This is a genomic window from Escherichia sp. KTE31 (assembly GCF_000407925.1).
Taxonomy (GTDB): Bacteria; Pseudomonadota; Gammaproteobacteria; order Enterobacterales; family Enterobacteriaceae; genus Escherichia; species Escherichia ruysiae.
Genome location: NZ_KE136722.1, coordinates 1,013,128 through 1,038,125, shown reverse-complemented (window position 1 = coordinate 1,038,125; position 24,998 = coordinate 1,013,128). Strand labels below are relative to the sequence as shown.

Genomic DNA, 24,998 nt, shown 5'->3' with positions numbered 1-24,998 from the left:
ATCAATGTCGGAACGGTATAATCGTAATGAACATGTCGATGACAGAAAGAATAAAAGCAGGAAAGCTATTTACCGATATGTGCGAAGGCTTACCTGAAAAAAGACTTCGTGGGAAAACGTTAATGTATGAGTTTAATCACTCGCATCCAGCGGAAGTTGAAAAAAGGGAAAGCCTGATTAAAGAAATGTTTGCCACGGTAGGGGAAAATGCCTGGATAGAACCGCCTGTCTATTTCTCTTACGGTTCCAACATCCATATAGGCCGCAATTTTTATGCAAATTTCAATTTAACCATCGTCGATGATTACACGGTAACGATCGGTGATAACGTACTGATTGCACCCAACGTTACTATTTCCGTTACCGGGCACCCTGTACACCATGAATTAAGAAAAAACGGAGAGATGTACTCTTTTCCGATAACGATTGGTAATAATGTCTGGATTGGCAGTCATGTAGTCATTAATCCAGGCGTCACCATCGGGGAAAATTCGGTTATTGGCGCGGGTAGTGTCGTAACAAAAAACATTCCGCCAAACGTCGTGGCTGCGGGCGTTCCTTGTCGGGTTATTCGCGAAATAAACGACCGGGATAAGCAATATTATTTCAAAGATTATGAGACTGATGGCAAAAGCAAAATTGCCTGATGCGCTACGCTTATCAGGCCTGCAAGTTCAGTGCTCTACGTAAGCCGGATAAGGCGTTCACGCCGCATCCGGCGTGAACAAAGCGCATCTGACAATAATTTATTTTCCCATCATCTGGCGAAACAAGCGTCGCCTCATGCCTCTTTGACCCACAGCTGCGGAAAACGTGCCGGTGCAAATCGCAGGGTTATGATCATCAGCCCAACAACGCACAGCGCATGAAACACCCAGTCCATCAGGTAATTGCCGCTGATACTACGCAACACGCCAGAAAACCAGGGGGAAAGCCCGGCGATGATAAAGCCGATCCCCTGCATAAACGCCACCAGCTTGCCAGCAATAGCCGGTTGCGGAGAGTGGTCGAGAGCCAGCAGCAAACAGAGCGGAAACGCGCCGCCCAGACCTAAACCACACACCATCGCCCACAATACCGGCAATTGCAGTGGCAGCCAGATAAAGCCACAGAAACCAACCAGTTGTAACGCCAGTGCCAGCATCAAAAGTTTGCGCCGATCCTGATGGCGAGCCATGGCAGGCATCAGTAACGCCCCCGCAGCTTGCCCAAGCGTCATCAACGCCAGCAAGGAGCCGCTGTACTGCGCGCTGGCGCCAATCTCAATATAGAAGGCGGGTAACCAGGCAATCAGGCTAGCGTAACCGCCGTTAATCAGACCGAAGTAAAGCCCCAGCGTCCAGGCGCGAGGAGTGAATACCACACGAACCGGAGTGATTGTCGTGTTGTGAGATGAAGAGGCCTGGAGATTGCTCTGCCACCACCAGGCAAAGAGCGCAACAGCGGCAGGCAGCGCCCACCAGGCGAGTGTTTGATACCACTTTTCGCTGTGTTGAACTAACCAGGGCGTCAGGGCAGCACCAAGTCCACCACCGCCCATAAGTGCCGCAGACCACAGCCCCATCACCAGTGGCGTGCGCTGCTGATACTGCCGTTTAATCACCGAAGGCATCACCGCCTGAATGATGCCGATTCCCACCCCACCGAGCAGTGCGCTGCTGAGCAGCAGCGCACTTTGAGGGTAAAGCTCACGCATCAATGCACCGACGGCAATCAGCACCAGGCTGATGGCGACGCTGCGACGTTCGCTGACATGCTGATGAAGCCAGCTTCCGGCCAGCGCCAGCCCGCCCATGGTGACCACCGGCAGAGCCGTCAACAGGGCTGCCACGCTAAAGCTCATTCCACTCGCCTGACGCAACTGCGGTAGCAGTGGTCCGACGGAGGTGAGCAGTGGTCGCATATTAAGACCAATCAGCACCAGAACCAGCAGCATCGTGAACGTCTTTTGATGGTCGCGCATGGCTGTCAGAACGGTTTGGTCGGCAGATATTTGCCATCTAAGGTGATGACCGCGCGTTCGCCACCTTCCGGGTCCGCCACCTTCTTGACGTCGAGTTTGAAGTTAATCGCACTGATGATGCCATCGCCGAACTTCTCATGAACCAACGCTTTCAGAGTGGTGCCGTACACCTGCAACATTTCATAGAAACGGTACATCGTTGGGTCGGTTGGAACACGGTCATCAATGCAGCCACGCAGCGGAATCATCTGCAACAGTAGAATGGCGTCTTCGTCGAGATCCAGTTTCGCCCCAACCAGACGGGCAGCGTCGGCAGGAAGCGCCTGCTGCCCCAGCAAAGCAGCGGTCACGAAGGCTTCTGCCAGACCGGTGCCGTCGGCAATCTCGGCAAATGAGAGATCTTTTTTAGCTTTGCTGAGCAAAATAGCATCGGCAAGATCAAGACGAATATTGCGGTTAATTTGCGACTGAATCATGGTAAATCTCCTGATGGATTAAAAGTATGGTTACGCTGCAGCTTGCTGGCGTAGCGGTATGGCACAAACGCCGGGATTGGTTGCCAGTGGCACGAACTGGCGGGTTGCGCCGTCAAAGGCTGCGATACTGCCGCTTTCAATGTCGTAGACCCAGCCATGCAGGGCGATTCGCCCCTCTTCGAGCGCCAGGCGCACCGATGGATGAGTTTGCAAATTAGCCAACTGAGCAATCACGTTTTCACGTACCATCGCCGCAGCTTTGGACGGTAAATCGCGATGCGGGCGCGCCTCATTAACGACGCGGGCAGAATCGGCATAACGCAGCCAGTGGGAGACGGCAGGCATATGGTCCATGCACTGACAGCTGGCAATGGCGGTCATCGCACCACAGTTGGAATGACCACAAATCACAATGTCGGATACCCTAAGCGCAGCGACGGCATACTCCACCGAAGCCGAAACACCACCGGGTTCTGGCCCGTAAGAAGGGACGATATTGCCCGCGTTGCGAATAACGAACAGATCGCCGGGTTCACGTTGCGTCACCAGCTCAGGAACCAGACGGCTATCGGAGCAGGAAATAAAAAGTGTGCGCGGGCTTTGCTGTGTCGCCAGCTGTTTAAACAAGGCTTCCCGCTTCGGAAATGCCTCGCGCTGGAATTTAAGGAATCCATCAATAATCTCTTTCACCGTTAACCTCTGTCTGTCTCTGGAATGAGAGGCAGACTACTCGCCGATTGTCATAAGGTAAAAGTCTCATTTATGATGAGTTCTATTGGATTTACTTATAGGTTGGCGAATGCTCTCTCGACATATCAATTATTTTCTTGCCGTGGCTGAACATGGCAGCTTCACCCGTGCCGCCAGTGCGTTGCACGTCTCCCAGCCTGCGCTTTCCCAGCAGATTCGCCAGTTAGAGGAGAGTTTAGGCGTGCCGCTGTTTGACCGTAGCGGGCGAACGATTCGTCTCACCGATGCGGGGGAAGTCTGGCGACAGTACGCCAGCCGGGCATTACAGGAACTGGGAGCGGGTAAACGGGCGATTCATGATGTTGCCGAGCTGACGCGAGGATCGCTGCGTATCGCCGTCACCCCTACCTTTACGAGCTACTTTATTGGCCCTTTAATGGCGGATTTCTATGCGCGTTACCCCGGCATCACGCTCCGGCTACAGGAAATGTCGCAGGAGAAAATAGAAGATCTGCTTTGCCGCGACGAGCTGGACGTTGGGATTGCTTTCGCGCCTGTGCATTCGCCGGAGCTGGAGGCAATTCCTTTACTGACAGAAAGTTTAGCGTTGGTGGTGGCGCAACATCATCCGCTGGCTGAGCATGAACAGGTAGAGCTGAGTCGCTTGCATGATGAAAAACTGGTCCTGCTCAGCGCGGAATTTGCCACCAGAGAGCAAATTGACCACTACTGCGAGAAAGCGGGGTTACATCCACAGGTGGTAATTGAGGCGAACTCAATTAGCGCGGTTCTGGAGCTGATTCGCCGCACTTCCCTTTCCACATTGTTACCAGCAGCGATTGCCACACAACATGATGGGCTTAAAGCTATTTCTCTTGCCCCGCCACTACTGGAGAGAACGGCGGTTTTGTTGCGGCGGAAAAATAGCTGGCAGACAGCCGCCGCGAAGGCATTTTTGCACATGGCGTTGGAGGAATACGCGGTTGTTGGCGGGAATGAATCACGGTAGCCACTGACACAGGTCAGTGGCTCTTCAACATAGAGGAAATTACCGTTTGTAATCGATGGCTTCTGGCTGCTCCAGATATACGGTGGTTTGTGCCGGTTGTGTGCTGGCAATCACCTTGCCGCCACGTACCGAATAACGTACCGGAACCTGACGGCGCAGCGCATCAAATCCATTTTCAGCCGGCAGGATAATCAGGTTGGAGCTGTTTCCGGCGGCAATGCCGTAATCCTGCAAATTCAACGTCCTGGCGCTGTGGTTGGTGATTAAATTCAGGCCATCGTTAATCTGCCCGTAGCCCATCAACTGGCAAACATGCAGCCCCATATGCAGCACTTGCAGCATATTCGCCGTCCCCAGCGGATACCACGGATCGAAGACATCATCGTGACCAAAGCAGACGTTAATGCCGGACTCCAGCATCTCTTTAACGCGCGTGATGCCGCGACGTTTTGGGTACGTATCGAAACGCCCTTGCAAATGAATATTGACCAGCGGGTTGGCGACAAAGTTAATACCGGACATTTTCAGCAAGCGGAACAGGCGTGAGGTATACGCTCCGTTATAGGAGTGCATTGCCGTGGTGTGGCTGGCGGTGACTCGCGCGCCCATGCCTTCGCGGTGCGCCAGGGCGGCAACGGTTTCGACAAAGCGCGACTGCTCATCGTCGATCTCATCACAGTGAACGTCGATCAGACGGTCGTATTTTTGCGCCAGAGCGAAGGTTTTATGCAGCGACTCCACGCCGTATTCACGGGTAAATTCAAAATGCGGAATCGCCCCAACGACGTCTGCCCCTAAGCGTAGCGCCTCTTCCAGCAACTCTTCACCGTTGGGATACGACAAAATCCCTTCCTGCGGGAAGGCGACGATTTGCAAATCAATCCACGGCGCGACTTCCTGCTTCACTTCCAGCATTGCTTTCAGCGCGGTCAGGGTTGCATCCGAAACATCGACATGGGTACGCACATGCTGAATGCCGTTGGCAATCTGCCATTTCAGCGTTTGCCATGCGCGTTGTTTCACATCGTCATGGGTTAATAACGCTTTGCGCTCGGCCCAGCGTTCAATGCCTTCAAACAGCGTGCCGGACTGATTCCAGTTCGGTTGTCCGGCGGTTTGCGTGGTGTCCAGGTGAATATGCGGCTCCACAAACGGCGGTATAACTAAACCTTGTTCGGCATCCAGGCTGTTTTCAGTTATGGGCATCACGCCGGATTGCGCATCAATGGCGCTGATTTTTCCGTCCTGCAGATGAATCTGCCACAGCCCCTCTTTACCGGGCAACCGGGCATTAATAATGGTTTGTAAAGCGTTATTCGACACTGTTAGCCTCCACATGCGTCATTGCTGCTGTCGTTTTACGATTTAAAATCGGGTTAAGGATCAGATAACTCAGCGCGCCACCTAATACCGCGTTGACCGGAACAATCCCCGGTAACCAGTGGCCTGCGGCAATCCCCAGCGCGACCGCCAGAATCGCCACCCAATTGACACTCATCATACGCGTGGTCGCAAAGTGCTCATAGCGGCGACGGTTCATCAGATAGTCGGCGATGATCACACCACCCACCGGAGGAATAGCTGCCGAAAGGAAGGTCAACCAGCCGACAAAATTGTTATACAGCCATAATGCGCAGACCGTACCGATAATACCGTTGATTACCGAAAGGGTTTTGCTCGACATACCGGTAATGTTGGCGAAACCTAAACCCGACGCATACAGCGCGTTATCGTTGGTGGTCCAGATATTCAGCCCCAGCACCACAATCGCAGGCAGCAGCAGGCCCTGAGCAATCATCACATCAGAGATATCCGCCATCCCCAGCGCCGCAGCGCCCGCCGCACCGAAAATAAACATCAACGAGTTGCCGAGGAAAAAGGCCACCATCGCCACCAACACCGCCAGTCTGGCATTGCGACCAAACCGGACAAAGTCAGCGGTGAGCGTGCCCGCACTGATAAATGACCCCACAACCAGCGCCAGCGCGACATTGAAATCTAACGGTTGTGCGGGAACGACCGCTTTTAATGCGTTCAGGCCGCCCATGCCGTTAACGGCCAGCCACACGGAATAACCGCCAAGGCAGGCGATAGCCGGAACCGCAATTACAGACAGAACCGTCAGCGCCGAAATGCCAAAGAAGACGGTGACGGTCATCAGTAAACCGGAGACGGCAATCAGCAAATTAATATCCAGCCCGGTTGCCTTGCCCACGGGAATGGCAAACATCGCCACGCCAACGCCAAACCAGCCGACCTGGGTGCCCCCCAGCAGCAGTGAAGGCAGCCATGAGCCTTTAACACCAAAAGAGAAGCGAGCAAGAAGATGGGTGGTCAGGCCGGTTTTTGCGCCAATGTAACCAAGAAATGAAGTGTAAATACCGAGGAGAAGATTACCGATGAGGACTGCGAGGAAGAAATCATGATAGCTAAGACCGGTTCCGAGAGTGCCGCCGGTCCACATACTGGCGGAAAAGAAGGTTAATCCCAGCATGACGAACGTCAATGCCAATACCCCTTTGCGCGCCGACTGCGGGACTGGCCCCTGGCTAAAGTTGTTATCTTGCGACACGAAATTCCTCCGTTTGCTGTTTGAAACCCAAAAAATCCGCCGCATTCTATTCATCTGAAAATAAAAAGCAATCGTTTCCGTGGTGGAATATATTTTTTATATGAATGAATAAAAAAAGATGGGGAAAATTTATCTCTGAAAAAACAGTGGGTAGGCGTGATAAGAGGCGCCAACGTCGCATCGGGCATCGGCGCACGGTGTCGGATGCAGCGCGAGCGCCTTATCCGACCTACCGATCAGCTCTGGCTCGTAGGCATGATAAGACGCGTAAGCGTCGCATCAGGCATCTAAGCACGGCTGTTGGATGCACCACGCGACGCATCCGACAATACCTTACTCTTCCATCGCCTGGCGGTTCTGATCCAACGACGCAGGATCATCAATGGTCGTCAGATCCCCCGGATCGCGTCCTTCGCAAATCGCCTGGATCGTGCGGCGCAGCATTTTTCCGGATCGCGTTTTCGGTAATTGCGAGACAAACCAGACGTGCGCCGGGCGGCCAAAGTTGCCAATCTGGCTGTCCACCAGCGCCATAATCGCCTTCTCTTGCGAGTGCGCCACGTCGCGGTCTTCCAGACTGTCGCTCTCTTTGGGAATGACAAACGCCACCGCCACCTGCCCTTTCAGCGCATCTTTCACCCCAACCACTGCTACTTCGGCAACGCCCGGATGACTGGAGATACTCTCTTCAATCTCGCGCGTCCCCAACCGATGCCCGGCAACATTAATCACATCATCGGTACGCCCGAGAATAAAGTGATAACCGTCAACATCGCGGATACCCCAGTCAAACGTGGCGTAAACCGGACGGGAAAACAGCGACCAGTAAGTCTTCACAAAGCGGTCATCATCACCCCAGATGGTTTGAATACAGCCCGGCGGCAATGGCCCTTCCACCACCAGCATCCCTTTCTCATTGACGCCGCACGGTTCGCCGGTGACTTCATTGAGCAACTGCACGTTGTAGCCATACATCGGCACGCCTGGGCTTCCCAGCCGCGTCGGTCTGTCGTCCAGACCGCGAGCAATCGCCATAATCGGCCAGCCGGATTCAGTCTGCCAGTAGTTGTCGATGACCGGCACATCCAGCGTATTGCTCACCCAACTGGCGGTCGGCTCGTCCAGTGGTTCTCCAGCCAGATAGAGCACTTCCAGCGACGAGAGATCGTGTTTGCGAATTTCAGCGGTAGGGAATTTTTTCAGCACGCGAATGGCGGTCGGCGCTGAGAACATCCGGCTAACCTGATATTTCTCGACAATTTTCCACCACACGCCGCAGTCCGGCCAGGTCGGCAATCCTTCGTAAACAATGGTCGCCATCCCCGCCAGCAGCGGCGCGTAGACGATATACGAATGCCCCACCACCCAGCCGATATCCGACGCGCAAAAGAACACGCCGCCCGCTTTGCCGCCAAAAATAGTGTCCATCGAGGTCGCCAGCGCCACCGCATATCCGCCGACGTCACGCTGCACGCCTTTAGGTTTGCCGGTCGTGCCGGAGGTGTAGAGAATGCAGGAGGTTTCGTTGGATTCCAGCCACGCCACCGGCACCCGCGCGCCGATGTGCTGATGGCGCAACGACGCAAAATCGACATCCCGCCCGCTGACGCGCGCCATTTTCGCCAGCCCGCGATCCACCAGCAAAACATGGCGCGGTTGGTGTTGCGCCTGACTTATCGCATCGTCGAGCAATTTTTTATAGGGAATGATTTTGCCACCGCGCGCCCCGGCATCGGCCGAGACAATCAGCACCGGTTTAGCGTCATCAATCCGCGCCGCCACGCTGTGCGAGGCAAATCCACCAAATACCACCGAGTGAATAGCGCCAATGCGCGCGCAGGCCAGCAACGTAATATGCGCTTCGGCAATCATCGGCATATACACCAGCACCCGATCGCCACGCTGCACGCCCAGTGAGCGCAGCATGGACGCCGCCGCGTTCACTTCGTCATATAACTGGCGAAAGGTAAAGGTGCGCTCTTCTTCTGTCTCCGAAGAGACGGCAATCAGCGCCAGCGCCTCTGGCTGTTTCTCCAGCCAGCGGTCGATGGCGTTGTGACACAAGTTGGTTCGACCCTCACAAAACCAACGGGCAAACGGCGGGTTGCTGTGATCAAGCGTTTGCGTAAAGGGCGTCTGCCAGTCAATACGCTGAGCCTGCTCGGCCCAGAACTGCTCCGGTTCGTTAATCGAACGCTGATAAAATTCGCTAAAAGACATAATGCTCTCCTGTTGAACTTACGCCTTACCGCTGTTTGCTTAAATGACGTACAGGTCGAGATACTCATTGACCGGCATCTGTTCGAGGCGAGCTCTGTCGAGAGAAACCTCCAGAATGCGCTGCTGCTGGCGAGTCGGGAACTGGCGCGCGAGGTTGATTTTGAATTTATCGACCAGTTTCGGAATACCATCCTGACGGCGGCGAGCATGACCAATTGGGTACTCCACCACCACTTCTTCAAAGCGCGTGCCGTCGGTGAACTCAAGGGTAATGGCATTGGCGATGGCGCGTTTTTCCGGGTCGTGGTATTCAGCGGTAAACGCCGGATCTTCAAAGCAATTGATCTTCTCGCGCAGGGCATCGATACGTTTATCTTGCGCAACTTTGTCTTCGTAATCTGCCGCCGTTAAACGCCCAAACAGCAGTGGGATCGCCACCATATACTGAATGCAGTGGTCGCGGTCAGCCGGGTTATTGAGTGGCCCTTTTTTATCGATGATACGAATACAGGCTTCGTGGGTGCGAATGGTCACTTTTTCGATATCTGCCGCCGTTTTGCCTGCTGCCTGCATCTGCTCATAGAGCGTCATCGCCGCTTCAACTGCCGTCTGGGAGTGGAACTCCGCCGGGAAGGAGATTTTGAACAGCACATTTTCCATAACGTAGGAACCGTACGGGCGCTGGAAGCGGAACGACTCGCCTTTAAAGGAGACGTCGTAGAAGCCCCACACCGGCGCGGTCAGGGCTGATGGGTAACCCATTTCGCCGGTTTTCGCCATCAGTGCCAGACGTACCGCGCGGGAAGTGGCATCGCCTGCTGCCCAGGATTTACGTGTGCCGGTGTTCGGCGCATGACGGTAGGTGCGCAGCGACTGACCGTCCACCCACGCCAGCGAAACGGCGTTGAGGATTTCCTCGCGGGTCAGGCCGAGCATTTCTGCGACCACGGCGGTGGAAGCCACTTTCACTAACAGAACGTGGTCGAGGCCGACGCGGTTAAAGGAGTTTTCCAGCGCGATGCAGCCCTGAATCTCATGGGCTTTAATCATTCCGGTCAGCACTTGTTTCATGGTCAACGGGGCTTTGCCGCTGGCGACCGCGTTGCGTGAAAGCCAGTCCGCCGTTGCCAGAATGCCGCCGAGGTTGTCAGAAGGATGGCCCCATTCCGCCGCCAGCCAGGTATCGTTGAAATCGAGCCAGCGGATCATTGCGCCGATGTTAAATGCCGCCTGGATGGGGTCGAGCTGAAACTGAGTTCCGGGGACGCGCACGCCGTTGGGTACGACGGTGCCAGGGACAATTGGCCCCAGCAGTTTTTTACAGGCCGGATATTCGAGAGCTTCCAGACCGCAGCCGAGGGTGTCGAGCAGGCAGTAATGGGCGGTGTCGTAGGCCACTCTGGAGCTGATTTCGTAGTTCATTACGTAATCGACGATATCAACGATTTCACGATCGAATTCCGGGCGGATGTTGTTGATTTGAGCTGACATTGGGTACGTTTCCTTCGGATTTTTTATAAAGTTAAAGTGGTTATTTTTTTACTCTGTTATCGAGGGTGAGTGTTTGCTTCTGAGCTGGCTTTCCCCCTCACCCTAACGGGCAAATTGTGCGCGCTGTTACCTCCTGCTCCGTTCTTCTTACTGCCGCTTATCCAGCGCAACAAACGGGCGGTCTTCCGGCCCTATGTAATTAGCGGAAGGACGGATAATTTTGTTGTCCTGACGTTGTTCGATAATGTGCGCCGCCCAGCCGGTGACGCGGGCGATAACAAACAGTGGAGTGAACATCTCGGTGGGAACGCCCATCATGTTGTAGGAAACAGCGGAGAACCAGTCGAGATTGGGGAACATCTTTTTGCTCTCCCACATCACCGTTTCCAGGCGATCGGCAATGTTGTACATCTTCAGCGAGCCGCCTTCCTGCGAGAGCTGCTTCGCCACACGCTTGATCACCTGATGGCGCGGGTCGGCGATGGTATAAACCGGATGGCCAAAACCAATCACCACTTCTTTGTTTTCCACGCGCTTGCGGATATCTGCTTCGGCTTCGTCCGGCGTTTCGTAGCGTTGCTGGATCTCCAGTGAGACTTCATTCGCCCCGCCGTGCTTCGGCCCGCGCAGTGCACCAATCGCGCCGATAATGGCTGAATACATATCAGAGCCGGTGCCCGCAATCACCCGGCTGGTAAAGGTGGAGGCGTTAAACTCATGCTCGGCGTACAGCACCAGCGAAATTTGCATCGCCTTTTCCCAACTTTGCGACGGCTTTTCGCCATGCAGCAGATGCAGGAAGTGACCGCCGATAGAGTCGTCATCGGTTTCCGGCTGGATGCGTTCGCCGTTGTGGCTGTAGTGATACCAGTAGAGAAGAATCGAACTCAGCGACGCCAACAGTTTGTCGGCAATATCCCGCGCGCCGGAGACGGTGTGCCCCTCTTTTTCCGGCAGCGTGCAGCCGAGCGCGGAAACGCCGGTGCGCATAACATCCATCGGGTGCGACGCCGCAGGTAAAGCTTCCAGCACGGTACGCACGTTAGCCGGTAAACCGCGCAGGGCTTTCAGTTTCGTTTTGTAAGCAGCGAGTTCGTCACGGGTCGGCAGTTTGCCGTGGATCAGCAGATGCGCCACTTCTTCAAATTCGCAATGTTCTGCGAGATCGAGAATATCGTAGCCGCGATAGTGTAGGTCGTTGCCGCTTTTGCCTACGGTACAAAGCGCGGTGTTACCCGCCGGAACGCCAGAAAGTGCCACAGATTTTTTTGGTTTAATGACATGGGTACTGTTTTGCAGGATCGTTGTGTCGCTCATGTTGTCCTCGTCATTTGTAGGGTCGAGATATTTTTCGTTGTGTTTTATTTCACCTGGTTACGGGCAAAAAGGTCATCGAGCTTCTCTTCGTACTGGTAGTAGTTGATGCTTTCGTACAGCTCGTTGCGGGTCTGCATGGTGTCGATGACGCTTTTCTGCGTGCCTTCCTGGCGCAGGACGTTGTAGACATGTTCAGCGGCGCGGTTCATGGCACGGAATGCTGAAAGCGGGTAAAGCGCCATTGCGACATGGGCGCTGCGTAATTCATCGGTGGTGAACAGGGGCGTGGCGCCAAATTCGGTAATGTTGGCGAGGATTGGCACCTGCACCGCATCGGCAAACTGGCGGTACATGGCGAGTTCAGTAATCGCCTCCGGGAACAGCATCTCGGCACCGGCTTCAACATAGGCTCGCGCGCGTTCGATCGCGCCGTCCAGACCTTCCACTGCCAGCGCATCGGTGCGCGCCATGATCACAAAATCAGGATCGGTTTTCGCATCCACCGCCGCGCGGATCCGATCAACCATCTCCTCTTTCGAGACGATCGCTTTGTTCGGACGATGACCGCAGCGTTTCGCGCCGATCTGATCTTCAATATGCAATCCTGCCGCACCGGCTTTAATCATCGATTTCACAGTACGCGCCACGTTAAAGGCCGAAGAGCCAAAGCCGATATCGGCATCAACCAGCAGCGGCAACGAGCAAACGTCGGTGATACGCCGAATATCGGTCAGCACATCATCAAGGGTAGAAATACCGAGATCGGGTAGCCCCAGCGAACCTGCCGCCACGCCACCACCGGAGAGATAAATCGCCTGATATCCGGCACGCTGCGCCAACAACGCATGGTTGGCGTTAATGGTGCCAACAATTTGCAACGGAGTTTCTTTGGAGAGTGCGGCGCGAAACGCTTTACCTGGAGAGTGTAGAGACATAGCCCATCCTTTGTTATCAACTTGTTATTTTCGTTGATAAACACAAAGCAAGGGCTATGCCACAATTGATAAACTCAAAATAATCAATACATTTCAATTTGTTAACAAAAACACTCTTACTTAATCCGCAAATATGCGTTTCAGTTAACGTTTCAGGCAATGTTTCACCGCGTTTCATTGCAACAATTATGAAACAAGACTAAACCCAATATTCGGTTTCTTAATTCTTTGGGGTGCTATGGCACATCCACCACGGCTGAACGACGACAAACCCGTTTTTTGGACGGTATCGGTGACGCGCCTGTTCGAACTGTTTCGCGATATCAGCCTCGAGTTTGATCACCTGGCGAACATAACGCCTATCCAGCTTGGCTTTGAAAAAGCGGTGGCCTACATCCGCAAGAAACTGGCAAGTGAACGCTGCGACGCCATCATCGCTGCTGGCTCTAACGGTGCGTACCTGAAAAGCCGCCTGTCAGTACCCGTTATTTTGATTAAACCGAGCGGCTTTGATGTGTTACAGGCACTGGCAAAAGCCGGAAAACTCACCTCATCGATTGGCGTCGTTACTTATCAGGAAACCATTCCGTCGCTGGTCGCGTTTCAAAAAACCTTTAATCTGCGCCTCGACCAACGTAGCTATATCACCGAAGAAGACGCACGCGGGCAGATTAACGAGCTAAAAGCTAGCGGCACCGAAGCCGTGGTCGGTGCCGGGCTGATTACCGATCTGGCAGAAGAAGCCGGAATGACCGGAATTTTTATCTATTCCGCTGCCACCGTGCGCCAGGCATTCAGCGATGCGCTGGATATGACACGCATGTCTCTACGGCATAACGCCCAGAACACTACCCGCAACGCCCTGCGTACTCGTTACGTTTTGAGCGATATGCTTGGTCAATCGCCACAGATGGAACAAGTGCGGCAAACCATTTTGCTCTATGCCCGATCCAGTGCGGCGGTGCTGATTCAGGGAGAAACGGGAACCGGTAAAGAGCTGGCGGCTCAGGCGATACATCGGGAATACTTTGCCTGTCATGACGCTCGCCACGGTAAAAAATCACATCCGTTTGTTGCCGTTAACTGCGGAGCGATTGCCGAATCATTGCTGGAAGCGGAGCTGTTTGGCTATGAGGAAGGGGCATTTACCGGCTCGCGACGCGGAGGTCGCGCCGGGCTGTTCGAAATTGCCCACGGCGGCACGCTGTTTCTTGATGAAATTGGCGAAATGCCGCTGCCTTTGCAGACTCGCCTGCTGCGGGTGCTGGAAGAAAAAGAGGTTACTCGCGTCGGCGGACATCAACCGATTCCGGTGGATGTGCGGGTCATCAGCGCCACCCACTGCAATCTGGAAGAGGATATGCAGCAAGGACGTTTTCGCCGTGATCTGTTTTATCGACTGAGTATTTTACGTCTGCAATTGCCGCCACTGCGCGAGCGGAGTGCGGATATTCTGCCGTTGGCAGAAAGCTTTTTAAAAGTGTCTCTGGCGGCGCTCTCCGCCCCGTTTTCTGCTGCGTTACGCGAGGGGTTAAATACCTGCCAGGTGGTTTTATTGCACTATGAGTGGCCGGGAAATATTCGTGAACTCCGCAATATGATGGAGCGACTGGCGCTATTTTTAAGTGGGGAACCGACGCCGGATTTAACGCCGCAGTTTTTGCAACGGCTACTGCCGGAATTAGCCCACGAGTCGGCGAAAATTACCGCCTCTCCCTTGCTGACACCCCAACAGGCACTGGAGAAATTTAATGGTGATAAAACAGCAGCGGCGAATTATTTAGGCATCAGCCGAACGACGTTCTGGCGGCGGCTGAAAAATTAAATTGCCGGATGCGGTGTGACCCCCTATCCGGCCTACAAAATCATGAATTTCAATATATTGCATTCACCGATAGACGTGCACATCGGGCATATTTACATGGCTTCAGAATTACTTCTTCTTATAAATATTTGCCGTGCCGTGGATCTTATTGTCAGTCTGACCGGAGGTCAGTACCAACACATCAGCACCTTTTTCATCCGCTTTTTTGATTAAATCTTCTTTTGCATCTGCAGTCGACATTTCATTACTTGTTGAAATATCACCTATTTTTTCATATTGCGATTCAACCTTTTCAAATTCCGCTTTAGTCATCAATTCAGCGGCATAGACGTTTGTGACAACAAAAGCTAACGCACCAACTAAGAGCTTAGTTCCAGTTTTCATAGGTGAACTCCATAATGTGTGATTGGCTAATGCCCTGAAGCTAACAGTCATCATCAGGGTTGATTAATAAGTAGTTCAGCGGTTAGGAAAAATCCACAGGAAAAGAGAATATATTTGTATTGTTCTTAATGCGAACCACTCTTGTCCGACTGGTTAATAACTTTCACTGCAATTATCGCTGGTGTTATTTGAATTATTTTTTATAAAAATCTCAAATTTTCACTCTGCCAGATATTCAATATAAAACTTACGCCACCCACATTATTTTTCTGAACAAAAAAAAACAAAACAATCTATTGAGTTGATTTTTATAAGCATTATTTGCTTTATCCATTATTAACCTTAAGACGATTTGCCATTATTTTTAATAATAACATTGAAAAATTCATTCACACCACTTACAAACCACTAAAACCTATCAATGCAATAAACAACTAACACTTTAATAAATTTATGGCATCTAATATTACAGATATTCTCATTTAGCAACTTGTATATTTACGCCTTACAAGGCTTCGGGAAGAAAAACAGTGCAATAAAAACATCTCGCCATTTAAATTTAAGGATGAAAGTGAGTGATATGAAACTAGCAAAACATGCTTTATCAACCCTGGCTATAGCCATTTCAACAATATTATCCACACCCGTATCTCTGGCCGTAACCCCACCCACAGATGAAAATAGCACTGTTGTCATTAATAATGGCGAAGAAGCAAAAGTTATTGCCTCTGAGGGTTATGCTCCCGGATGGAATCATTTTACTTCTTTGAATGTAGGCCAAAACTCTAACGGCTCATTACTCATTGAAAATATTTCACTTATTACTGCTAATGCTACCGTAGGCAATAACTCTGAAGGTTCCCTCACTTTATCCGACCATACCAACTGGCAGTTTGATACCCCTACCTCCAAAATGTATTTGGGTACAAATGAAGGTTCCGGCACCGTATACGTGTTAGAAGGCAGTAAGATAAGTGGCCTGCAGGAACTCAGGATTGGTGAGTATTATGGTGATGCCAAAGGGTTGATGGTTATTGATGGGGAAAACTCATCAGTTTCCTCTAACATTGCTCTTGTTGGCGATCAGGGAACCGGCAATTTACGTATTACTAATGGCGGCACACTCACTACCTCAGCTCAGGTAGCTATTGGATATGCTTATCCAGGCAATGGTACATCAAAAAATCGTAATAGTTATGGCGAGGTTCTGGTTGACGGTAAAAATTCAACATTGAATGCTGAATATGTTTATCTTGGTGGATTCAGCCCAGATGTTGCTTTTAATACTACCGGTATCCTTACCGTTAATAACGGTGCAACAATCAATGCCAATTCGTTTATCTGGGTTACTGTCGCACCTGGCGCCACAGGCGTTTTAAATATTGGTGGTGCGCAAGGTGAGGCTGAACAGCCTGCAGGTTCGATTAATACGCCATTTATTCATTTGGGAGCCGCAGATGCTTCCTCCACATCGGTAGTAAACTTTAATCACTCCAGTACCGATTTTCTCCTGGCCTCACCTATACAGGGAAACGGCCAGGTTAACCAGGTCGGCTCCGGGACGACAACATTATCCGGTATGAATAACTATGCCGGTAATACCTATATAACCAAAGGCAGCCTACGTGCGGGTAAAGAGAATACCTTCAGCCCCAACTCCGATTTTATTGTCGACGGTGGTGGACACCTCGATTTAAACGGTTATTCGCAAGCGTTAAAAACGCTGGCGCTGGCTGGAACAGCAACGCTGTCTTCGTATGAACAAGGCCACGAGTTCACGCCGACCACACTGACCATTAACGGCAACTATACTGCTAGTGATGGTTTGTTAGTCATGCATACTGTATTAGGCGATGATAATTCCGCAACGGATAAACTCGTCGTAAAAGGTGATACTTCCGGTAGCACCCGCATCATGGTCAACAATGCGGGCGGCCTGGGCGCGGATACCCTGGAAGGGATAAAAATTGTAGAGGTTGACGGCCTGTCAGAGGGCGTTTTCAGTAAAGAGGGGCGTATTGTTGCCGGTCCCTATGATTACAACGTGACCAAAAGCGACAACCAGAACTGGTTTTTAACCAGTGAAATTCCCGCAGGACCGTATACCCCACCGGAACTGCCTGTAGTCCCGGAACCAGATCCTGAGCCTCCTGTAACACCAGAACCCCCTGTAACACCAGAACCGCCAGTGACACCGGAGCCGCCTGTTACGCCATCTGTTCCGCAGCCGGAAAGAAAGCATCAGTATCGCCCGGAGATTGGCAGCTATGTGGCCAATATTCAGGCGGCAAATACCCTGTTTAATACCCGACTGCATGACCGTCTGGGGGAAACACAATACACCGACCTGCTGACCGGCGAGCAGAAAGCGACCAGTCTGTGGTTACGTAACATTGGCGGACATAACCGCTTTAAGGATCGCTCGGATGAACTGAACACCCAGAGCAACCGTTATGTTCTGCAACTTGGCGGCGATATTGCGCAATGGAGCAGTAACGCACTCGATCGCTGGCATCTCGGCCTGATGGCTGGCTATGCCAACAGCAAGAGTCACACACATTCCAACCTGACCGGGTACAACTCACGTGGGCAAATCGACGGCTACAGTGTGGGCGTGTATGGCACCTGGTACGCTAACGAAGCAGATAAAACAGGGACTTATGTTGATAGCTGGTTGCTCTATAACTGGTTTGATAACACCGTCTCCGGTGAGTATCTGCCCAGTGAAAAATATCACTCTGACGGTATCACCGCCGCCATTGAAGCGGGTTATACCTTCCGTCTTGGTGAAAGCGCAGATGCCCGCACCAGCTACTGGTTGCAGCCCAAAATGCAACTGACGTGGATGGATGTGAAAGCAGACAATCATACTGAAGACAATGGCACTCTGGTTGAGGACAGCACCGAAGGTAACCTGCAAACGCGTCTGGGGGTGAAAGCGTACCTGCAAGGTCATAATGCTATTGATGATCATAAAGCGCGTTCCTTCCAGCCTTTCGTGGAAGCCAACTGGATTTATAACTCCCGCAATTACAGCGTGAAGATGGATGGCATCAGCGATGAGATCATCGGCACGCGCAATATCGGTGAGTTAAAAGTTGGGGTGGAAGGTCAGCTTAATCCACGTCTGCAACTGTGGGGAAACGTCGCCCAGCAGTTGGGTGACAACGGTTACAGCGATACCCAGGGAATGCTGGGCATGAAATATCTCTTTTAATGCCACTTTGCCGCCCGTCACGTGCGGGTGGCACTCTTTTTAGATCAACGTTCTTTGTGATCGCGCTCGCATTCAGTCATTTTTACTATAAATATGATGAAGTTAATTCAGCTTATTTATGGATGAAATCACTATGGATCCTTTGCACGCCGTTTACCTGACCGTGGGACTGTTCGTCATCACATTTTTTAATCCAGGCGCAAATCTCTTTGTCGTGGTTCAAACCAGTCTGGCTTCCGGCCGTCGTGCGGGCGTACTCACCGGGCTTGGTGTGGCGCTGGGCGACGCCATCTATTCCGGGCTGGGATTGTTTGGGATGGCAACGCTCATTACCCAGTGTGAAGAGATTTTCTCACTCATTAAAATCGTCGGCGGTGCTTATCTCTTATGGTTTGCCTGGAACAGTATGCGCCGACAATCAACACCACAGATGAGCGCGTTACAGCAGCCCCTTAGTGCCCCCTGGTATGTATTTTTCCGCCGTGGACTCATTACCGATCTCTCTAATCCACAAACAGTTTTATTTTTTATCAGTATCTTCTCAGTGACGTTAAGTGCAGAAACGCCGACCTGGGCGCGTTTAATGGCCTGGGCAGGGATCGTGTTCGCGTCTGTTATCTGGCGTGTATTTCTTAGTCAGGCGTTTTCTTTACCTGCCGTGCGTCGCGCATATGGACGTATGCAGCAGGTCGCCAGTCGGATTATTGGGATGATTATTGGTGTATTCGCGCTACGGCTGATTTATGAAGGGGTGACGCGGCAATAAGCTGATGATTGGTAATTAATACGATTGAAAAGTTGGACCGCCATCGAGGCCTCGAACCCCGTACCATACAACAATCCTGGTTGTCGTCTGCTCTTCCTGATGAGCTAATGGCGGTTTTTTGATACGAACCTTACAGCATATTTTCTGTCAGGCCCTGGTGCGATGCATAAGATACAGAAAGTGCCCTACGCAAACATGACGGAATTATGATTTTTTTCATATGAATGTCAACTCATACATTCACAAAACGTCTTTATTGTTCATTAATAAAGCAATAACGAATCCCTGTCGATTTACTCGCCCGGTTATAGCGAAGACAACTCCGCACGCTTTTTTGAGTCTTAGCATCACCCATTGCATTCCCTACGCCTGCGGTGTACCCGCCAGCACCGCTTCAAAATCTGCGGCGGTCAGATCGGTTGCCCCTTTGAGCATATCTCTCGCCAATGCCCGGCGTCGGTTCAGTAATTCATCCAGCGTTTCTTCAAAAGTCATTAACTGGCTATCACGCACCGTCGGATAATAGACGTAAACATCTTTCTGCTGCCCGATACGGTAGGCCCGATCGGTCGCCTGATCTTCCTTCGCCGGATTCCAGCAACGGGTAAAGTGGATGACATGATTTGCTTTTTGGACATTGACGCCAAACCCAACCGCAATGGTGGATAAAATAATGACGTTAAAACCGGGCGTTGACTGAAATGCATCGATCAGGCTCTGACGATTTTGATCGCTGCCAGATTTGGTACTGGTATCACCATTAATAATAAAAGGCTTAAAGCCAAAATGCTGCGCAATCAGATGTTGCAGTTCTCGTTGAATATCGCGCAGTTCCGTAAAAATAATCACTTTGTCATCGGATGACTGGCGAATCGTATTTAATGTCTCCAGCAGCCATTTTACTTTCGGGGCATCGTTCCGTAAGCGCAGATCTGCACTGACGGAATAAGGCCATGCGCAAATAAGTTTCAGGCGATGCAGTAACCCCAGCATACCTGAGCCTCGTTGATCCAGCCCTTCGCTGATCTCCTGTTGGTTTTGCCAGCTTGCAACCGAGTGGGTATAGAGATCCCGTTGCAATGGCAGCATATTCAACTGCTTACAGCGTTGATCTTCAATCTTATCCGGCAGGTCTTTCGCCACTTCTTCTTTGGTGCGGCGCAGCGTCTGCGGTTCTATTAATTTACGTAGCGATTCGAGGACAGCATTATCATTCTGTTGCTCAATGGGGCGCAGATAATCTTTACCAAAATTATTTAAAGCCCCCAACAAACCAGGCTGAACGAAGTCAAATAAACACCACAGATCGACAAGGGTATTTTCGACTGGTGTCCCGGTACATGCGACTTTAAATTGTGCCTGAATGGCTTTTGCCGATTGGGTAATTAATGCCGCCGGATTTTTAATTTTCTGCGCTTCGTCGCACACCATTATGGACCAGGGTTGGCGAGCCAGCGAAAATTCCTGATCGCGCAACGTCTCATAGGTGGTAAGAACAATATGCGCGTCCCCCACCCAGTCACTTTGCAGTAAGTTCTTAATACCCTTACTTTTAAGCGCCTGAGGAATGCTCTCTTTCGCGCATTTCTTCGCCTTAAGTTCATTACCGTAGAGTTTTAAAATCGACACCTGCTCGCGCAGGAAGAAATTCCCAACCTCACGCTCCCAGTTATCGAGTAACGACACCGGAGCAACAATCAGCGAAGGAGGCGCATCCGGGAAACGTTCACGGTGCCAGATGAGAAAAGTTAGAATCTGTAAGGTTTTACCCAGCCCCATATCGTCTGCCAGTAAACATCCCGCCGTCTCGGTTGGCGACTTTAGATACAACTGCTGGAGCCACGCTACCCCTTTACGCTGGTGTTCACGTAGCTGAATGGACGTTTTGAGGATCATCGGTAGTTCGACTTCTGCCTGATGTGCACCGAGCAAAGAGTCCCGCCGTTGTTTAACATACAGCGCCTGCTCGATATTTTGTTCTATCAGCAGAACGGCGCGACTGACCGGCTCACTACTGACACCATCATTTGTTTCGCCATCGATTTTCTTTTTCCATTTATCGTGGAAAATTTCTGCTTCTTCACGGGGCAAAAGGTTGTCGTTCCAGGGCATGGCGACTTCCGGCGCATCCGTGGCTTTTGCCTCTTCCAGCCGCTCTTCCAGTTCCTGAAAATGTTGATGATTATCGAGATCCCAGCCAGAGAACATGGCCTCGCACATCTCTTGCGCAAGGTTCTCCGGAAGCCATTTTTCACTTTCACTTTTGACCAGATAAGGCGAACTTATTTTTTCAAATTCACCGATCCCGATAACCCGGTCGCTGTATTTGTTCAGATCGAGGACGTGGGTAAAATTCATTCCCGCCGCCTGGTGCTGCCAGTTTTCAAGCAATGCCTGATAACCTTGCAGTTCTTCCTGGCTGAATCTGGAAAGCTCCAGATCGTAACCCTGCCAGACTCCGGCGGGCAGTTGTGCCGCTAACTTTTGTTCCAGTTCAGAGAGCAACGCCGCCAGTTCACCTGGTCGTTTAAAGATATAGGTTTCATCCGCCACAGATTGCTCAGTTCTGGGACTGAGAAGAAGCGTTACCGACGCAATTTGCCTGTTTTCATCAATCTGCGGCTCCAGGCGGAAATCATAAAAGTAGATCCCGGCGTCCTGTAAATTCTGCTCATAAACGTCAGGATCGAGCACCTGGCTCGCCTCTTCACCAATCCAGGTGTAGGGGTTGCGAACAAATGAGAGCGCATCATCCCCCGCCACGCGACGTCCCGTAATAGCGTGCACGGAGGTCAGGACGTCTTTGACTTCAGGAGAAAGAATGACATGGTTTAAGACACCATCGTCCCCTAAAACACAGTAACGATCCTGCACCTGTTGCGTGCGGTCAAAACTCTGTAACCAGTTGGCAGGCTGCTCATCAAAAACAGGTTCAATTTCCAGCACCGGAGTATCCACCACCAGCGATTTCCGCAGTTTTAACTGCAACGATTCCGGCCTGATGACGATCGTTTTCGCGAGATAGTCATCCAGTTTTGCCCCTGCTTTTTTGGCCTGCCGCCGTATTTTGGCCCAACTGGTTTGGTTGACCGTTTCGCCCGGCGTCTGTCGCTGCTGCAACCTGAGTTGCTGTAGTGCGTCCAGAAGTTGCCAGTTCTCTTCACTTAACACAAAGGTGCCTTCCGCAGAGGAAAAACTGGCGCCTGTGCAAGTTATCTCAACAGGGCGATAGTCGTCAGGCTGGGTCCATTTATCAATGAAAACGCGAAAAGTGTCATCGCTAATGCTTCCTGTTGCAGCAAGATGAGCCGTCAGATTGCGCTGTGGAGGGAAAGCAAAAATCGCCAGACTGCTGGCATAGTCGTCATTTTTCCGGATGCGATAAAAATCATCCCAGCTAAGAAACCAGCAATCAGACCAGTGAGAAACATAATCTTCCTCATGAAGCTGTTCCAGGCATGAGGCGACAGGCCAGTTATCTTCGCTATCGGCAAGACTAAAGGGGAAAGCAAAGCCCTCTTCTTTCATCACATACAGCGGCACAAATGAAGTGGGTAGCGAAGTATTCTCTTTAATAAATTTACCCAACAATTTTTTGAACACTATTTGCTCCAGTAAGTAAATTTACCCAGCACCGGTTTAAACCCAAGGCTGAGTAATTTTTGTGCCGCTTCATGGTCAGGTTCATTGAACTGAATGTGGATTGCGCCCCCCAGCCCTCGTTTATCCATCACTTTGCAATCGACCGAACGAATAATCTCCCGGATTTGCTGTTCCCGGCCAGGGAGCTCTTTTTTGGCTTTTAACGAGGAGGCGATGATTTTGATTTGCTCTTCCCGGTCTGACTTTGCATCACTGACTTCATGTTCAGGTAACGATGCAGGTTCAGGCCGACTCACGGTCTTTGACGCATTGAAGCGAGAGATATCCAAAGTGACAGAGGACTGATTTATATCTTCCGCAACGTAATCAATACCCAGCTTACGAAGTTCTTCATCATATCGGCTCATCCACCCCTCAATTCGGTTGAGTGAGTAGAGAAATACCGGCGATAAATGCGGTAAACGCAACCGGACTTTACGGCGGTTATTCCGCTTATCTTTCAGATCATAATCAATATCAAGAATGCCGGTTTCCGGATTAAAAGGCGCATTCCCCATATGGTAGGCATACATCGCCCCCACTTTCGAAAATTCGACAAACAGATAATCGCCAATGCGCATAATCATGGCATTGTTATCGCGTGAACCAGAACCTTGCAGGCGGCTTAATCGCCCTGCGTTTTTCGCCCTGAATTCAACATAATCGGCATCTTTGGATCGCAGTGCATCTTCGCCCAGCACAATGCGCGTATAGCTCATTTGATTGGCAAAACGTAGCCAGTAGAACAGGCGCGCATGGTCAACATCCCGATTGCCTTTCAGCAATTCAAAGAACAGTTTCAGGTCGTCTTTGGCGAACCATCCTTGCACCATCAGTAATACGGGATTTTCAACGTGAACCTGCCAGCTTTTATTACGGCTGGTTAACTGTGGATTTCCCCAATATTCCAGGGCTAATTGTTTGAGTTCGAAATGCGTTTGATGTTTAAAAGCTGACTGATAATAACGGGTCAGCATGGCTGCCAGAATATTATCTTTAAACCGCGTAAGCTGGCGGCTTAAGGCGATAAGAGAATTAATTTTCTGCTGAAAATCATCGTCAGTCAGGCAAAAAATCTCATTGACCAGGTGGTTAACAATTTTGCGCCATAACCAGCTGGTTTGCGGAATTTGCGCGACTTTCTCCAGCACCGAAATATCCGTGATTTCTCCACGCCCAAGCTGTTGTCCGAGCAGAAAACCTGCATTATCGGTAAAAATATCGCTATAGGTGTCAATGACCGACATCCAGGACATCTGACGCGGCGCACTCTCTTTTAGCTGCTGAAAGCCGCGAGCAATTTGCGTGCGTAGCTGAAGCCACTGTGGATTCTTTTCCGGCGTATCGCTGGAATGACCAAAGTAGCTGGTACATAACGCCAGCCATTCGCGGCGTGTTAACCGCTGCTGCGCAATTTTTTGTTCAATTTCAGCGATAATCCTCGCGAAGTTTGTTGCATCATCAATCAATGCAATTTCAAACAGATCGCCTTCTGCCACGTCATTAAGGCCAAAAAAAATCATCTTCCACTCGAAGGGCCCTGGCATCTCCCCCGCACGCAGTCGGGCAATGGCCTGACGGCGTTTCTCCAGAGGGGGAACCATCTGCACTGCACGAGCATCTACCTTCCTCTCAAGTTGCGCGATAACGCGCTGAAGATAGTGAAAAGCGTGACTTACCGTCGGCTGCACGTTCTGCTCCCGGTAGGGCAGCAAACGGGTTTTCAGTTTTTCAATAGCGGAAGTCATTACATGGCTCCCAACTGACAGGTTTCCTGACTAATGCCAGGAACAACATCCATGCTTTCGTCGTGCTTTTTGTCTTTCAGGCCAAAGAATTGCATCCGCAGTTCTACGCGACGGCTAGCTTCTTTACTCTCTTTCGCATTGTTGAACGAAACCCCGCCCGCCAGAAATAATTTGCGGATCTGGACTTGCTGTTCCGGGGTTATTTTTTGCTGTAGCGCGCTTCTGCTATCCAGCAAACTGCACATCACCCATTCCGAGCGTTGCAACGAAAGGTGCAAGTTATAGAGATAAGAACCGTCGGTATCCGTAAAACCTTCTATAACAATTTGCTTAAACCATTTTTTGCCTTCATCGCTATTTGCCGCCTCCAGCACTAACGGCACCACATCCTGTAGCGCCTGTAATCCTTCGGCGTTAAGCGCAAAGCGATTGTGCTCAAAACGCCCGGCTTCACCAAAGCTGATACGGTTGTCATGACAATCAACCTGAATCGTCTTGTTGAGATTTTTCGCCTGAAGCTCAAGTTTTTCACACAGGCGAGCGATATCATGCCCGCGCGATTTCTCCCCCGCTTCCGCCTGCTGGATCCGCTGCGTAACAGAGCTAAGTGACGCCACCATCACCACCAGAAACAGCACCATCATGGCGGTCATCAGGTCTGCATAGGAGATCCAGAAGGGTTTTTCCGCTTCATCGCTGCGCCGTTGCCTGCCATTAAATACCCGGTTAAACATCAGCCTGTT

The 24,998-nt window shown here is 51.3% G+C and carries 18 protein-coding genes; 5 read left to right on the top strand and 13 right to left on the bottom strand.

The window, feature by feature from the left end:
• Positions 1 to 26 precede the first annotated feature (26 nt).
• Positions 27 to 647: a galactoside O-acetyltransferase gene (gene lacA / locus WES_RS15990; protein WP_024195100.1), complete on the top strand. Its 621-nt coding sequence runs from the start codon at positions 27 to 29 to the stop codon at positions 645 to 647.
• Between the two features lie 134 nt (positions 648 to 781).
• On the opposite strand, the gene cynX is transcribed toward lacA, so the two are convergent.
• From cynX to cynT, 3 genes are read right to left on the bottom strand one after another with little or no spacing between them, the layout of a single operon-like run.
• Positions 782 to 1,963 carry a cyanate transporter CynX gene (gene cynX / locus WES_RS15995; protein ID WP_016159222.1) on the bottom strand — a complete coding sequence of 394 codons (1,182 nt, stop codon included), beginning with the start codon at positions 1,961 to 1,963 and terminating at the stop codon, positions 782 to 784.
• A gap of 5 nt (positions 1,964 to 1,968) precedes the next feature.
• Positions 1,969 to 2,439, bottom strand: coding sequence for a cyanase (cynS, locus tag WES_RS16000; RefSeq protein WP_000616242.1), 471 nt, complete (start codon positions 2,437 to 2,439; stop codon positions 1,969 to 1,971).
• Between the two features lie 30 nt (positions 2,440 to 2,469).
• Positions 2,470 to 3,129: a carbonic anhydrase CynT gene (gene cynT / locus WES_RS16005; protein ID WP_000658645.1), complete on the bottom strand. Its 660-nt coding sequence runs from the start codon at positions 3,127 to 3,129 to the stop codon at positions 2,470 to 2,472.
• A gap of 109 nt (positions 3,130 to 3,238) precedes the next feature.
• Between cynT and cynR the strand changes: the two genes are divergently transcribed.
• Positions 3,239 to 4,138 carry a transcriptional regulator CynR gene (cynR, locus tag WES_RS16010; protein WP_016159223.1) on the top strand — a complete coding sequence of 300 codons (900 nt, stop codon included), beginning with the start codon at positions 3,239 to 3,241 and terminating at the stop codon, positions 4,136 to 4,138.
• A 39-nt stretch (positions 4,139 to 4,177) separates the two neighbouring features.
• On the opposite strand, the gene codA is transcribed toward cynR, so the two are convergent.
• The 6 genes from codA to prpB all read right to left on the bottom strand — a co-directional run bounded on the left by codA (position 4,178) and on the right by prpB (position 12,673).
• Positions 4,178 to 5,461 carry a cytosine/isoguanine deaminase gene (gene codA / locus WES_RS16015; protein WP_016159224.1) on the bottom strand — a complete coding sequence of 428 codons (1,284 nt, stop codon included), beginning with the start codon at positions 5,459 to 5,461 and terminating at the stop codon, positions 4,178 to 4,180.
• A complete protein-coding gene (codB, locus tag WES_RS16020; protein WP_016159225.1) occupies positions 5,451 to 6,710 on the bottom strand; it encodes a cytosine permease in 1,260 nt (419 codons plus the stop codon). Before codB ends, codA begins: the two co-directional genes overlap by 11 nt.
• A 333-nt stretch (positions 6,711 to 7,043) precedes the next feature.
• Positions 7,044 to 8,930 (bottom strand): propionate--CoA ligase, encoded by a 1,887-nt coding sequence (gene prpE / locus WES_RS16025; protein WP_016235155.1) that lies wholly within the window; start codon positions 8,928 to 8,930, stop codon positions 7,044 to 7,046.
• A gap of 39 nt (positions 8,931 to 8,969) precedes the next feature.
• Entirely contained in the window at positions 8,970 to 10,421 is a 1,452-nt protein-coding gene (prpD, locus tag WES_RS16030; RefSeq protein WP_016159228.1) for a 2-methylcitrate dehydratase, read from the bottom strand.
• 147 nt (positions 10,422 to 10,568) lie between these two features.
• On the bottom strand, positions 10,569 to 11,738 hold the full coding sequence (gene prpC, locus WES_RS16035; protein WP_016159229.1) for a bifunctional 2-methylcitrate synthase/citrate synthase: 1,170 nt from the start codon (positions 11,736 to 11,738) through the stop codon (positions 10,569 to 10,571).
• A gap of 44 nt (positions 11,739 to 11,782) precedes the next feature.
• The gene (prpB, locus tag WES_RS16040; protein WP_016159230.1) at positions 11,783 to 12,673 is read right to left on the bottom strand and encodes a methylisocitrate lyase; all 891 of its coding nucleotides are present in this window, start codon (positions 12,671 to 12,673) and stop codon (positions 11,783 to 11,785) included.
• 238 nt (positions 12,674 to 12,911) lie between these two features.
• On the opposite strand from prpB, the gene prpR reads away from it, so the two are divergent.
• Positions 12,912 to 14,498, top strand: coding sequence for a propionate catabolism operon regulatory protein PrpR (prpR, locus tag WES_RS16045; RefSeq protein ID WP_016159231.1), 1,587 nt, complete (start codon positions 12,912 to 12,914; stop codon positions 14,496 to 14,498).
• 108 nt (positions 14,499 to 14,606) lie between these two features.
• Here prpR and yahO read toward each other — a convergent pair whose 3' ends face one another.
• Positions 14,607 to 14,882 carry a DUF1471 family periplasmic protein YahO gene (gene yahO / locus WES_RS16050; protein ID WP_000848012.1) on the bottom strand — a complete coding sequence of 92 codons (276 nt, stop codon included), beginning with the start codon at positions 14,880 to 14,882 and terminating at the stop codon, positions 14,607 to 14,609.
• A gap of 571 nt (positions 14,883 to 15,453) precedes the next feature.
• Between yahO and WES_RS23520 the strand changes: the two genes are divergently transcribed.
• Together WES_RS23520 and WES_RS16055 are read left to right on the top strand one after the other, a co-directional pair.
• The gene (locus WES_RS23520; protein ID WP_016159232.1) at positions 15,454 to 18,099 is read left to right on the top strand and encodes an autotransporter outer membrane beta-barrel domain-containing protein; all 2,646 of its coding nucleotides are present in this window, start codon (positions 15,454 to 15,456) and stop codon (positions 18,097 to 18,099) included.
• Positions 18,100 to 18,232: 133 nt separating this feature from the next.
• Entirely contained in the window at positions 18,233 to 18,865 is a 633-nt protein-coding gene (locus tag WES_RS16055; protein WP_016159233.1) for a LysE family transporter, read from the top strand.
• A 363-nt stretch (positions 18,866 to 19,228) separates the two neighbouring features.
• Here the strand turns inward: WES_RS16055 and zorD are convergent, their stop codons facing one another.
• From zorD to zorB1, 3 genes are read right to left on the bottom strand one after another with little or no spacing between them, the layout of a single operon-like run.
• Positions 19,229 to 22,468, bottom strand: coding sequence for a type I Zorya anti-phage system protein ZorD (gene zorD / locus WES_RS16060; protein ID WP_016159234.1), 3,240 nt, complete (start codon positions 22,466 to 22,468; stop codon positions 19,229 to 19,231).
• The gene (gene zorC, locus WES_RS16065; protein WP_016159235.1) at positions 22,468 to 24,255 is read right to left on the bottom strand and encodes a type I Zorya anti-phage system protein ZorC; all 1,788 of its coding nucleotides are present in this window, start codon (positions 24,253 to 24,255) and stop codon (positions 22,468 to 22,470) included. The genes zorD and zorC overlap by 1 nt, the downstream gene beginning before the upstream one ends.
• A complete protein-coding gene (gene zorB1, locus WES_RS16070; RefSeq protein ID WP_000483325.1) occupies positions 24,255 to 24,989 on the bottom strand; it encodes a type I Zorya anti-phage system protein ZorB1 in 735 nt (244 codons plus the stop codon). Before zorB1 ends, zorC begins: the two co-directional genes overlap by 1 nt.
• Positions 24,990 to 24,998 lie beyond the last annotated feature (9 nt).